Genomic DNA, 12,846 nt, shown 5'->3' with positions numbered 1-12,846 from the left:
AGAAGACCGGGAGTAAGACCATGCTGGCTGATCGCATCGAAGCAAAATGGATCGACGCATTTTGCGAGATTTTTGAGCGATGCGCGGTCAAGGCGGGCGATACCGCGGCGATCCTCTCGGAAACCCAGTCACGTGCGTTGAATGTTCACCTGGCGGAGCTCGCGCTGCTGCGCATGGGCGCGCGACCGTTTCACGTGGTCATGCCGACCCCGCGTAACCGGAATATCGTTCCGGTTCGCTCGACAGGGGCAAGCGAGGCGATCCAGCGGCTTGGCCCGGTGATCACCGCGCTTCAACAGGCGGGCTTTGTGGTGGATTGCACCATCGAGGGCCTGATGCATGCGGTGGAGACACCCGAGATCCTGAAAGCCGGGGCGCGTATCCTGGTGATCTCCAACGAGCATCCCGAGGCGCTGGAACGGATGGTGCCGGATCCCGCACTCGAGAAGCGCGTTCGCGCGGCGGCGAAGATGCTGCGCGGGACCCAGCGGATGCGGGTGACTTCAAAGGCCGGCACGGCGCTCGACGTCGATATGGTCGGCGCGTCCACGGTCGGCGTGTGGGGGTGGACGGACAAGCCCGGTACGCTGGCGCATTGGCCTGGAGGCATCGTCGTCAGCTTCCCCAAGAGCGGAACGATCAATGGCACGCTGGTGATGGCGCCCGGTGACATCAACCTGACCTTCAAGCGTTACCTGACATCGCCGGTGAAGATGACACTGAAGGACGATTATGTCGTCGAGCTGGAAGGCGAGGGCACTGATGCCGCAATGATGCGTGCCTACCTTGCGGCTTGGGGCGATCGGGAAGCCTATGCGGTCTCGCATGTCGGGTTCGGCATGAATCCGGGTGCGCGCTACGAGGCGCTGTCGATGTATGACCAGCGCGACACCAACGGCACCGAAATTCGCGCTGTCTCCGGCAACTTTCTGTTCTCGACCGGTGCCAACGAATTCGCCGGCCGCTACACGGCGGGTCATTTCGATCTGCCGATGATGGGGACGACGATCGAGCTCGATGGCGTCGCCGTGGTGCGTGAAGGGGTGCTTCAGGACGTCTTCGGCTAGGTCCGATCGAGCACAGGCGGGCGAGCCAGGTCAAAGTGCCGGAGCAGGTCGACCATGGCCTGAAGCCGTTTTGTCCGATAGGCGTCGACGTCCATGCCGGAATAGTCGAGAAAGCCCGCACCTGTGCGCAGGCCGATCCGGCCCTCGTGCATGTTCCGCGAAATGACCTCCGGCGCACGATAGCGGTCGCTGCCGAGCGCGCCTTCGAGATAGCGGCTGGCATAGTAGAGGATGTCGCCGCCACCCCAGTCGATGAATTCGAGCAGCCCGAGCACGGCGTAGCGGAAGCCGAAGCCGTAGCGGATCGCCTTGTCGATCTCCTCGGCGCTGGCGACGCCTTCCTCGACCATGCGCGCGGCCTCGTTCATTGCCAGCGCCTGGATGCGCGGGACGATGAAGCCTGGTGTCGCCGCGCAGACCACCGGCACCTTGCCGATGCCTTCGAGTAGCGCCTTGACGTCCTCGATGATGGCGGGATCGGTGGCCTTGCCTGGCGAAACCTCGACCAGCGGGATCAGATAGGCCGGATTGAGCCAGTGCACATTGAGGAAGCGGCGAGGATTCACGATCGCGCCCGAGAGATCGTCGACAAGGATGGTCGACGTCGTCGATGCGATGATCGTATCGGGGCCGACTTGTTTTGAGGCCGCCCCCAGCACATCCCGCTTGAGCTCGACGACCTCGGGGACTCCTTCAAAAACAATTCCCGCATCGGACAGTGCCACCTCGCTCTGGCTGGCCGGCACCACCGAGACCCGCGCAATGAGCGGATCAACATCCGCCTCGGTCAATAGCCCCAGCTTCGACAGGCTGGCAAAGGTCTTGCTGATTTCGCCGAGCGCATCGGCCTGCAGCCTGGCGAAATCTTCCACTGAACGGGCCTTGATGTCGATCATCGTGACCGTATGCCCCGCATAGGCAAACGCGACGGCGATGCCGCGGCCCATGCGGCCGGCGCCGAGACAGGCGATGATGGCTCGGCTGGTCATCGCTTAAAATCCCTTGCGAAGAAGCGTTTGCAATGCGGTTTTGTCGAGATTGCCGAGTCCCAGCGTCTCGAGGGTCCGGCCGCCTTGCGCGAAATCCTCACCGCAAACTGCGCCGCCAATGGCCAGGAATGCCTTGGCCAGCGGCGTAGCCACGCGCGCCAAGCCGGCGACGGAGACCAGCAGCGATAGCCCAAGCCGCAAATCTTCTCTCATATAGCGGTGCTCGGTCAGCACGATCCGCTCGCGCCAGTCGCCGGAATCGGTCAGCCGGTCATGCGAGCCGCGGCCGTACATCCAGATCTCGCCTTCCTTGGCATAATGATGGGCGAGCGGAAAATGCGGTGCGCCATATCCGAGCGCCTCACGCACGGCAATCCGTTCGCCGTCGAGCGCGTCGGTGACCCTGCGAATCGCGGCTTGCGTTCCTTCCTTGTGGATGTCCCACTTTTCGAAATGCTCGATCGAGCCTGCATTCATGACGATCAGCGGCGGATGGATAATCGGGCCTGCGTTCATCAGCGCCCCCGAAAGAGCGTCTCCGCACGGCTCGATTGCGCCGGGGAAAGCCTGTCCGATCACCTCAAGTGCGCGCGGCGCCTGATCGAGCGGGAAAATGCCGACCGGCAGTCGCTTGGCGCGGATGGTGATCGCGACCTCGAACGCGCCGTGCTTGCGGGTTAGCCAGGGCAAGGTCCCGGTTTCGGCAAAGCTCGCCTTGGCGTGGTTGCCCGCATCCCGCGCAGCCTGGGCGAAGATCATCGAGCCGAAGGTCGCCGGCGGCAGAAACACGACCTGTCCATCCCGCAGATGTGGAGCAAGCAGGCGTGCGATATCAGTCTGCGCGAAGGCGGGGGCAGGGCACAGGATCAGCTCTGCACCGTTGACGGCCTCGGCGATGCCGGTCGTCACCAGCGCCAATTTCACGTTATGACGGCCGTTATGATCTTTCACCAGGACGCGCGAGCCGGCGGCGCGATGTGCTGCGACCTGATCCGCGTCGCGGCGCCAGAGCCGGACCTCATGTCCCGACAGCGCAAAATCGCCTGCGGCCGCGAAAGAGCCGTTTCCTCCCCCCAGAACCGCAATCTTCAAGATGCTTCTCCTTGCGTGCGCGATTGCGCATCAAGCTGTTTCAGCAGGAAATGCTGGACCTTGCCGAGCGCTGTGCGCGGCAGGTCCGTGACGAAAATGATGTCGCGCGGAACCTTGTAGCGGGCGAGCTGGGCCTGGAGATGCACTTTCAACGCGTCTGCTTCCAGTCGACCGCCGGATCGCGGGATCACATAGGCGATAGGCACCTCGTCCCAGCGTGGATCGGGCCGGCCGATCACGGCGCATTCGCTGACATCGGGATGTTCGAGCAGGACGCGTTCGACCTCCGCCGGATAGATGTTCTCGCCGCCGGAAATGATCATGTTCTTCTTGCGGTCGCGCACCCAGAAATAGCCGTCCGCGTCGCACAGGCCGATATCGCCGGTATGATACCAGCCGTCGTGCAGCGCATCGCGCGTGGCGTCCGCATTGCCCCAATATTCGAAGAACACGTTCGGGCCGCGCACCGCGATCTCGCCCGGTGCGCCCGCCGGCACCTCGTTGCCGGCCTGATCAATCACTTTCGCTTCGCAGCACAGGCCGGCAAGTCCGGTCGAGCCCGCGCGCGAGAGATCGCCACCAAGCCGGGTGTAGACTGCAATGGGGCATGTTTCCGTCGAGCCGTAGACCTGGAGCACCGGGACGCCACGCGCGACGAAACGGTCGATCAGATGCGGCGGCACGATGGTCGAGCCGGTCGCGACGGCTTTGAGTGACGAAAGGTCGGTCGTGGTCCAGGCGGGATGCTCGCTTACGGCCTGGATGATCGCCGGCACCATCACGGTCAAGGTCGGCCGCTCCCGTTCGATGGCTGCAAGCGCGGTGTCCGGCGTGAAGCGTGCGTGAACCGTGACCATCGCGCCCAGCTGGAGCGCCGCCGTGGTCTGGATGTTGAGGCCACCGACGTGGAAGAACGGCAGCAGCGTCAGCACATGGTCGTCAGACGTCATGTTGTGCATGTGTTGGCTCATGACGCCGTTCCAGAACAACGCCTCCTGGCGCAGCACCGCGCCTTTCGGTCGTCCGGTCGTTCCCGATGTGTAGACAATGAGGAGCGGGCAGGAGAGATCGGTGTGCGGGTTGCGGCCGGTGCCCCGGCTCCGAGCCAACAGGTTTTCGAACGTCGTGCCGTGAGGCGGTTCGAAATCGAGCCCGACAATTGCAGTGCCCTCGAGCTCGGCAAGAATTCCCTCAAATGCCTGCTCGAGCACCAGGACCTTGGCGCCGGCATCATTGAGGATGAAAAGCTGCTCGGCGACAGCCAGCCGCCAGTTCAGGGGCACCAGCATCGCGCCGAGTCGCGCGCAGGCATAGAGCAGAACCAGATAGTCCGGCCGGTTCAGACCGAGGATGGCCACGCGGTCGCCCCGGGCGACGCCGAGCTCCTGCTTCAATGTCGCCGCCGTTCGTTCGATCCGTGCAGCGAACGCTGCATAGCTCAACCGTTCGCCTTCGAAGGCGATGGCTGTCTTGTCTGGCGCGAACGCCGCGTTGCGATCGATCAGACTACAGAGGTCCACCGTCAGTCGTCCGTTTCGCCGGCCTCGTACAGTGCCTCGCGCCCGATCCGGTCGAGGCAGAGCTCGGCTGTCCAGGGCAACATCAGCGAGCCGCAGCGGCTGTCGCGATAGATCCGCTCGAGCGGCAGCGAGCGGAGCATAGCCTGACCGCCACAGGTGCGGATCGCGAGCGCGGCGAGCTCATTGGCGCCCTCCATCACCGAATATTGCGCGGCATAGGCGCGCAGCACCTGCTCCTTGCTCGGGTTGGCTCGCGCCTCGGTGACCGCCTGGAACCAGATTGCCTTGATCTGCTCGAGCTTGATCTGCATCTGCGCGACCGCAATCTGCTTGGTCGGATACATCCTGCGCTTAACCGGCGGCATGCCCGGTACTTCGCCGCGCAAATATCGCACGGTGAAGTCATAGGCGGCTTGCGCAAGGCCCATATAGGTCGGCGACAGCGTCAGGAACATGTGCGGCCAGCGCATCGCGGCCTGGAAATAGACGCCCCGCGGCATCAGCGCCGAATCTGCCGGCACGAACACGTCCCTGAACAGCAGCGTGCGCGAGACCGTTCCGCGCATGCCGAGCGGATCCCAGTCGCCGACGACCGAAACGCCTTCCGATTTTGCAGGGATGGCGAGGTAAAGCGTGTTGCGGCGCGAAGCCTTCTCGCCTTCCTCGATCTCGGTGCAGAGAACGCCGTAATAGTCCGCATGGCCGGAGAGTGATGCAAAGATCTTCTTGCCGTTGACGATCCAGCCGCCCTCGACCGGCCTTGCTTCCGTGCCGAAAGCGACCCCGCCTGCCGCTGCCGCGCCGCCCTCAGAGAAGGGCTGCGAATAGATCGCGCCGTCCTCGACGATGCGCTTGTAGTGGACTGCACGCCGCCCCTCGTGCTCGTTCCGGGTCTCTGCATCCATGTCGAGATCGTCGGCGAGCGGGCCCGACCACAGCGTCGAGCAGACATGCATGTTCCACGTGAGCGCAGTCGCGCCGCAATACCGGCCGATTTCGGCTGCCGCGAGGGCGTAGGTTTGATAATTCGCTCCGAGGCCGCCGTGCTTCTTGGGCACGGCAATACCGAGCAGGCCGACGCGATGCAGGTCGCGATAATTCTCGGACGGGAAAATCGCCTCGCGATCGTAAGTCGCGGCGCGGTCGGCGAACACGCTCTGGCCGATCTCGCGCGCCCGGGCGATGATGCCGGCCTGCTCGTCGCTCAGTCGGAATGCGACGGGATCGAAGATCGGTGCATCCAGCGCGACCTTGTCACTCGCGCCGATGGTCTTGCTGACTTGCATGGTCATGGCGCAGTCATCCTACGTGTTGATCGCGACGGAGTTCAGGAACCGGCCGAGGGCCTCGTCAAAGGCATCGGGGCGCTCAAGGTTTGCAAGATGGCCGACACCGGCCAACTCGACATACTCGGCAGATGGAATGTAGGTCGCCGTCTTCGCCATCATTGGCGCTGGCGCGTTGTTGTCCTTAGAGCCGGACAGCAGCAGCGTCGGGATGGAAATGTCCTTGAGGGTGCTGCGTTGGTCGAAGCCAATCAACGCCAGCATCATGGCGCGATAGCTCGCCTCGGGCACGCTTGCCATGCACTCGCGTGCAAGCTCCATTCCCCTGGGATCAGGATCGTCGCCCACCAGTTCCTTCACCAGAGAGGGCGCCAGCGACTTCATCGTTTCGCCGCGATCGAGCGGCCCCAGCCGTGCGGCGATAAACGATGTCTGCCAACCGCCGTCGGCCTTGCCGAAGGCGGGGCTGGTCTGCGCCAGCACGACCGCGCGCGCCGGTTTCGCGGATTGCACCAGCCATTGCTGAACGATCATGCCGCCGATGGAATGCCCGACCAGAATTGGCTTGCTCGCACCAAGCTGCTCGATGAATCGCTGAAGCGTATCCGCCAGGGCAGCGATGCTGACGCTGGAGAGCGGCGCCGATCCGCCATAGCCCGGCATGTCCCATGCAATCGCGTGGAAGCGGTCGCCGAATCTGGCAAGCTGCTGCCGCCAGGCCCGTGCCGCACCGCCGATGCCATGCAGGAAAATCAGAGGTGTCCCGCCCGGATCGCCCGCTGCTTCATAGGCGAAGCGGCCGTCCTTTGTTATCATTGGCGCAGGCTGCGACACGCGACATCCTTTTGTCCGGCCCTTCGATGCTAACAGGCCTGTGAGGGATGGGAAGAGATAATTTTATACTTAAAGCAATTTTCGGGCCGGGGTCCGGCGTGCGGCTGTTTGCGGCCGAGTCGAGCTTTGTTTGCAAAAGTTTGAAGGTTAAAATATATCGAGAAGAGCGATCAGCAGAATGCAAGGAAGCCAGCGCATGTCCGGATTACCGCATTCGCCGCACGCGCTGGTGACCGGTGGCGGTCGCGGCATTGGTCGCGCCATCGCAGCAGCGCTCGTCGAGGCCGGTGCAACGGTGACCGTCCTTGGGCGGAACGCTGCGACGCTTGAAGAGGCTGTCAGCGCAGGGGCAGCGCATTTTGCGGCCGTCGCCGACGTCTCGGACGAAACCTCATTGAAAACGGCCATCGCTGACGCGAGCGCGCGGAAGCCGATCGATATTCTGATCGCCAACGCGGGAAGCGCCGAGTCTGCGCCGTTCTCCAAATCCGACAGCGCCCTGTTCGCGCGCATGATGGATGTCAATTTCATGGGCGTGGTCCATGCTGTCAGCGCTGTGCTGCCCGGGATGAAGGACCGTCCCTATGGTCGTATCGTCGCGATCGCGTCCACGGCGGGGCTCAAGGGATACGCCTATGTCAGTGCTTACACCGCGGCCAAGCACGCTGTGGTCGGTCTCGTGCGGTCTCTCGCTCTCGAGATGGCCGGCAGCAACGTGACCGTCAACGCGGTGTGTCCCGGTTTCACCGACACCGATCTCGTCGCCGGCAGCATCGAGAACATCATGAAAAAGACGGGGCGGAGCCGCGAGCAGGCCATTGCTGAGCTCGCGAAACATAATCCGCAAGGGCGATTGATCTCTCCTCGGGAGGTCGCGGATGCCGTGCTCTGGCTGTGCGGCGAGGGCGCCGGCGCAATCACCGGGCAGGCAATCGCTGTTGCCGGTGGTGAGATTTAGCGCGCTTGGCAAAGGCGCGGAGCAAGGAAGCCAAGGAGATCGTATGAGCAGACCGGCCAATCCCGTGACCTTACCGCTTGCGGACTATTCGCCGCAGCACTTCCTGCTGGCCGTCGTCGATGGTGTTGCAACCGTGACGCTCAATCGTCCGGAACGAAAGAATCCGTTGACCTTCGAGAGCTATCGCGAACTGACCGATTTCTTTCGCGCCTGCGCGTTCGACGATGCGGTCAAGTCCATCGTCATGACCGGCGCTGGCGCCAATTTCTCGTCCGGCGGCGATGTGTTCGAGATCATCGGTCCGCTCGTGAAGATGGACACCAAGGGGCTGACGGCGTTTACGCGGATGACCGGCGACCTCGTCAAGGCGATGCGGGCCTGCCCGCAGCCGATCGTTGCCGCGGTTGAAGGCATCTGTGCCGGCGCGGGCGCGATCATCGCCATGGCGTCGGACATGCGGCTTGCGGCGAGCGGGGCCAAGGTCGCATTCCTCTTCAACAAGGTCGGCCTTGCCGGTTGTGACATGGGCGCCTGCGCGATCCTGCCGCGGATCATCGGACAGTCCCGCGCCTCCGAGTTGCTCTACACCGGCCGGTTCATGACCGCGGAGGAGGGCGAGCGCTGGGGCTTCTTCAGCCGCCTCGTCATCCCGGAGCAGGTGCTGCCCCAGGCGCAGCTACTGGCCAAGCAGATTGCGGAGGGCCCGACCTTTGCCAACACCATGACCAAGCGGATGCTGGCCATGGAATGGGCGATGTCGGTGGAGGAGGCGATCGAGGCGGAAGCTATTGCTCAGGCGCTGTGCATGACGACGGCCGATTTCGAACGGGCCTTCGAGGCTTTCGCCAACAAGGTCAAGCCGGTCTTCAGGGGCGATTAAGCCGGGCTTTGCCGGCAGCCTGCCGCAATGGGGACTTGCGCGCAATTATTTTAGGCTTAAAATAGTTTCGCCGGGTTGAATTGGCGAGGCTCCCATGAAAGTCGCGATCATCGGTGGCGGACCTGCGGGTCTCTACGCTGCGATCCTGCTGAAGAAGCAGCGGCCGAGCGCCGAGATCGCGGTATACGAGCGCAATCGCGCCGACGACACCTTCGGCTTCGGCGTGGTGTTCTCGGACGCCACGCTTGATAATTTCGAGAAGCACGATCTTCCCAGCTATCGCCGCATCACCCAGGAATTCGCCTACTGGGATGACATCGCCGTGCACTTCCGCGGAACTGTCCATCGGGTCGGCGGCAACGGCTTTTGCGGCTGCTCGCGGCAGAAGCTGCTCCTGATCCTCCAGGCGCGCGCGCGCGAACTGGGCGTCGTCCTGAATTTCGAAGCGGACGTCGAGGACGAATCCCGCTTCGCCGACGCCGATCTCATCCTGCTCGCGGACGGCATCAACAGCCGCTTTCGCGACAAATATGTCGATCATTTCGAGCCGGAAGTCGATCTCCGTGCCAACAAGTTCGCCTGGATGGGCTCGACCAGGCCGCTGGATGCCTTCACCTTCATCTTCCAGGAGACGGAGTGCGGGCCGTTCATCGCCCATGCCTATCAATATGAAGCCGGGCACTCCACCTGGATTTTCGAGACCGATCCGGAGACGTTCGAACGCGCCGGGCTGACAGGGTTGAACGAGACCCAGTCGGCTGCGCGAATGGCGGAGATCTTCGGCTGGTTCCTCGATGGGCACCAACTGCTCACCAACCGCTCGACGTGGCGCAACTTCCCGATGATCCGCAGCAAGCGCTGGGTCAAGGACAACATGGTTCTGCTCGGCGACGCCAAGGCGAGCGCGCATTTCTCGATTGGCTCAGGCACCAAGCTCGCAATGGAAGACGCGATCGCGCTGGCTGACGCAATGGACAAGGCACCCAGCATCAAGGCCGCGCTGGACGTCTATGAGCACGGCCGCCGCGAAGAGGTCGAGAAGACGCAGCACGCCGCCGACGTCTCGCTGGTCTGGTTCGAGCATGTCGACCGCTTCTGGGATTTCGATCCGGTGCAGTTCGCCTTCGGCGTGATGACGCGCTCGAAGGCGATCACCTATGACAATCTGAAACTCCGCGCCCCCGACTTCGTGGCGGAGGTCGAAAGATCGTTTGCCAAGCGTGTTCGTGATAGCGGTTTCGAAGTCGACACCGAGAAGCCGATGGCGCCGCTGTTCCAGCCGTTCCGGCTGCGTGAGATGGAGATCGCCAATCGCGCCGTGGTGTCGCCGATGTGCATGTATTCGGCGAAAGAGGGCATGCCGACCGATTTCCACCTGGTGCATTACGGATCGCGCGCGATCGGTGGCGCCGGTCTGATCTTCACGGAGATGACCTGCGTTGCCCGCGACGCCCGCATCACGCCCGGCTGCACAGGACTGTGGAATGACGAGCAGGAGGCATCCTGGCGGCGCATTGTTGATTTCGTCCATGCCAATTCAGCCGCAAAAATCTGCCTGCAACTGGGGCACGCCGGGCGCAAGGGTGCGACCAGGCTGATGTGGGACGGCATGGATCGTCCGCTCGAGGAGGGTGGCTGGGAGGTGTTTTCGGCATCGCCGCTGCCCTATTTCCCCGACAGTCAGGTTCCGCGCGAGCTCGATCGGGCCGGCATGAACGTAGTGAGAGATGCTTTCGTCGCGGCGGCCGAGCGCGGCGAACGCTGCGGCTTCGACATGCTCGAATTGCACTGCGCCCACGGCTATCTGCTTGCGAGCTTCATCTCGCCGCTGACGAACACCCGCACGGATGAGTATGGCGGCTCGCTCGCCAATCGTTTGCGCTTTCCGCTCGAAATCTTCGAGGCGCTGCGGGCCGTGTGGCCGTCGCACAAGCCAATGTCGGTGCGCATTTCCGCGACCGACTGGGCCGAGGGTGGCATCGGCGGCGACGACGCGGTGGCGATCGCGCGCGCCTTTGCCGAGGCCGGCGTCGATCTCGTCGACGTCTCGACCGGGCAGACCGTGCGCGATGCGCAGCCGATCTATGGCCGCATGTTCCAGACCCCGTTCTCCGACCAGGTCCGCAATGAGGCGCGCGTGGCCACGATGTGCGTCGGCAATATCACGACGGCGGACCAGGCCAACACCATCCTGGCTGCGGGCCGGGCGGACCTCGTTGCGCTCGGGCGGCCGCATCTAGTCGATCCCTTCTTCACCATGCGGGCGGCGGCTTGGTACGGGGCGGACGACGCGTTCTGCCCGCCGCAATATCTTCCCGGAAAAGATCAGATTTTCCGCAACAGCGTGCGCGACCGGCAGGATCTCGAGGAGCTGAGAATTAAGGCTAAGCCCAAGACCCGGGCCGAGCTCAAGGCGGAGGCGACAAAGCCGCTTGCGGCGGAGTGACCGCCCGTGCGAATTTGGCCGCGTTGCCTGGTGTGTACCGAGTGGAGTGAGGGCGATGAAGGCGATTATCGTCGGTGGCGGTATCGGTGGTCTCACCACCGCATTGATGCTGCGCTCGCGGGGCCTCGCTTGCGAGATCTTCGAGCAGTCCGACACCATCCGCGAGCTTGGCGTCGGCATCAACACGCTGCCGCATGCCATGCGCGAGCTGGCAGGCCTCGGTTTGCTCCAGCAGCTTGACGATGTCGCGATCCGGACCGACCAGCTCTATTACCTCAACCGTCACGGCCAGGAAGTCTGGCGCGAGGCCCGCGGCATCGACGCCGGCCACGATGTGCCGCAATTCTCGATCCACCGCGGTCGCCTTCAGGGCGTCATCCATCGGGCTGTCGAGGAGCGGCTCGGGCCGGAGGCCATCCACACCGGCTGCCGCCTCGGTGCCTTCACGCAGGACGAGAGCGGCGTCACCGCGTACTTCTTCGACCGCTCAGGCGCGCACATCCATACCGCGCGCGGCGACATCCTGATTGGTGCCGACGGCATCCATTCGCGGGTCCGCGACACGCTGTTCCCGAGCGAGGGGCCGCCGTGCTGGAACGGTCTGATGCTGTGGCGCGGTGCGCGGGATTGGCCGCTATTCCTTACCGGCAAGTCGATGATCGTCGCCGGTGGCCTCAACGCCAAGGTGGTGATCTATCCCATTGCGGAGGGATCGAGTCCGGCGAGCCGCCTCACCAACTGGGCGGTGCTGGTGAAGGTGGGCGAGGGCAATGCCCCGCCGCCACGCAAGGAAGACTGGTCGCGGCCGGGCCGTCGCGAGGAGCTGATGCCGCATGTGGCGCGCTTCTCGGTGCCTTACGTCGACGTGAAGAGCCTGATTTCGGCCACGCCCGAGTTCTACGAATACCCGACTTGCGACCGCGATCCGTTGCCCTATTGGTCGTCGGGCAGAGTCACGCTGCTCGGCGATGCCGCGCATCCGATGTATCCGGTTGGCTCCAACGGCGCTTCGCAGGCCATCCTCGACGCGCGCTGCCTCGCTGACGCGCTGGTGCGCGCCGAGCATCCGCGCCAGGCATTGCTTGAATACGAAAAGAAGCGCCTGCCGATGACCGCGGATATCGTCCGCTCCAATAGGCGTGGCGGTCCCGAAGGCGTCATCGACGCCGTCGAGCAGCTCGCGCCTGATGGTTTCGACAATGTCGACAACGTGCTGAGCTATTCCCAGCGCGAGGCGATCGTGCGCGGCTATGCCACCAAGGCCGGCTTCGCCGCAGTGCCGGGACTTGCGGCGGTGCGGGCTTAAGATGCCCTGCTAGCCGCCGGGAGGTGGCGGCAGGAAGTGGATGTTGAACTCGGCGGCCATCGCCACCACGTCTTCGGGCTTCTGTTCCTTCATGTTGTGGAGGCCCCAGAACAGGTCGAACAGCTTGCGGGTCGGTGACACCCAGAACAGCACCTTCGCGGTCTGCTCCGATTTGTTGAAGATGCCGTGCGGCACACCCATGCCGAGCCGGATCAGGTCGCCCGCGGTCGCCTGCGACTCGGAATTGCCGAGCATGAAATCGAGCTTGCCCTCCAGCATGTAGAGATATTCATCCTGGTCGGGATGGATGTGCGGCGGCACGAACGTGCCCGGTGGCAGCGTCGCATGCCAGGAGAAGCTGTGCTCCGTGTTGCTCTTCGGCACATAGGTCTGGCCAAGAATGTTCCAGGAGATGCCCTGGATTCCCTCATTGGCCCGTGTAATGCCGGTGATTTCGCTCTTCATTGT

Annotated in this window: 11 protein-coding genes; 5 read left to right on the top strand and 6 right to left on the bottom strand. The window is 63.6% G+C overall.

Going from position 1 to position 12,846, the window contains the following annotated elements:
* Positions 1–20 precede the first annotated feature (20 nt).
* Positions 21–1,067: a 2,5-dihydroxypyridine 5,6-dioxygenase NicX family protein gene (locus IVB19_RS25630; RefSeq protein ID WP_247375002.1), complete on the top strand. Its 1,047-nt coding sequence runs from the start codon at positions 21–23 to the stop codon at positions 1,065–1,067.
* Here the strand turns inward: IVB19_RS25630 and IVB19_RS25625 are convergent.
* From IVB19_RS25625 to IVB19_RS25605, 5 genes are read right to left on the bottom strand one after another with little or no spacing between them, the layout of a single operon-like run.
* Positions 1,064–2,056 (bottom strand): 3-hydroxybutyryl-CoA dehydrogenase, encoded by a 993-nt coding sequence (locus IVB19_RS25625; RefSeq protein ID WP_247375004.1) that lies wholly within the window; start codon positions 2,054–2,056, stop codon positions 1,064–1,066. The two genes, IVB19_RS25630 and IVB19_RS25625, sit on opposite strands and share 4 nt — an antisense overlap.
* A 3-nt stretch (positions 2,057–2,059) precedes the next feature.
* The gene (locus IVB19_RS25620; RefSeq protein WP_247375006.1) at positions 2,060–3,148 is read right to left on the bottom strand and encodes an NAD/NADP-dependent octopine/nopaline dehydrogenase family protein; all 1,089 of its coding nucleotides are present in this window, start codon (positions 3,146–3,148) and stop codon (positions 2,060–2,062) included.
* A complete protein-coding gene (locus IVB19_RS25615; protein ID WP_247375008.1) occupies positions 3,145–4,668 on the bottom strand; it encodes a class I adenylate-forming enzyme family protein in 1,524 nt (507 codons plus the stop codon). Before IVB19_RS25615 ends, IVB19_RS25620 begins: the two co-directional genes overlap by 4 nt.
* A gap of 2 nt (positions 4,669–4,670) precedes the next feature.
* On the bottom strand, positions 4,671–5,960 hold the full coding sequence (locus tag IVB19_RS25610; RefSeq protein ID WP_247375010.1) for an acyl-CoA dehydrogenase family protein: 1,290 nt from the start codon (positions 5,958–5,960) through the stop codon (positions 4,671–4,673).
* 12 nt (positions 5,961–5,972) lie between these two features.
* A complete protein-coding gene (locus tag IVB19_RS25605) occupies positions 5,973–6,788 on the bottom strand; it encodes an alpha/beta fold hydrolase (RefSeq protein WP_247375013.1) in 816 nt (271 codons plus the stop codon).
* Positions 6,789–6,984: 196 nt separating this feature from the next.
* On the opposite strand from IVB19_RS25605, the gene IVB19_RS25600 reads away from it, so the two are divergent.
* The 4 genes from IVB19_RS25600 to IVB19_RS25585 all read left to right on the top strand — a co-directional run bounded on the left by IVB19_RS25600 (position 6,985) and on the right by IVB19_RS25585 (position 12,378).
* Positions 6,985–7,746 carry an SDR family NAD(P)-dependent oxidoreductase gene (locus tag IVB19_RS25600; protein WP_247375016.1) on the top strand — a complete coding sequence of 254 codons (762 nt, stop codon included), beginning with the start codon at positions 6,985–6,987 and terminating at the stop codon, positions 7,744–7,746.
* Between the two features lie 43 nt (positions 7,747–7,789).
* Positions 7,790–8,626: an enoyl-CoA hydratase family protein gene (locus tag IVB19_RS25595; protein WP_247488485.1), complete on the top strand. Its 837-nt coding sequence runs from the start codon at positions 7,790–7,792 to the stop codon at positions 8,624–8,626.
* 94 nt (positions 8,627–8,720) lie between these two features.
* Positions 8,721–11,072, top strand: a complete 2,352-nt coding sequence (locus IVB19_RS25590; protein ID WP_247820033.1) for a bifunctional salicylyl-CoA 5-hydroxylase/oxidoreductase — start codon at positions 8,721–8,723, stop codon at positions 11,070–11,072.
* Positions 11,073–11,127: 55 nt separating this feature from the next.
* Positions 11,128–12,378: a flavin-dependent oxidoreductase gene (locus IVB19_RS25585; protein ID WP_247369609.1), complete on the top strand. Its 1,251-nt coding sequence runs from the start codon at positions 11,128–11,130 to the stop codon at positions 12,376–12,378.
* 9 nt (positions 12,379–12,387) lie between these two features.
* On the opposite strand, the gene IVB19_RS25580 is transcribed toward IVB19_RS25585, so the two are convergent.
* A complete protein-coding gene (locus IVB19_RS25580; protein ID WP_007601580.1) occupies positions 12,388–12,843 on the bottom strand; it encodes a cupin domain-containing protein in 456 nt (151 codons plus the stop codon).
* Between the last annotated feature and the right edge of the window lie 3 nt (positions 12,844–12,846).

The organism is Bradyrhizobium sp. 187, from assembly GCF_023101005.1.
In the GTDB taxonomy this organism is placed as follows: domain Bacteria; phylum Pseudomonadota; class Alphaproteobacteria; order Rhizobiales; family Xanthobacteraceae; genus Bradyrhizobium; species Bradyrhizobium canariense_D.
Note: the sequence above shows the minus strand (reverse complement) of the source record. Positions and strands in the feature narration are given on the sequence as shown.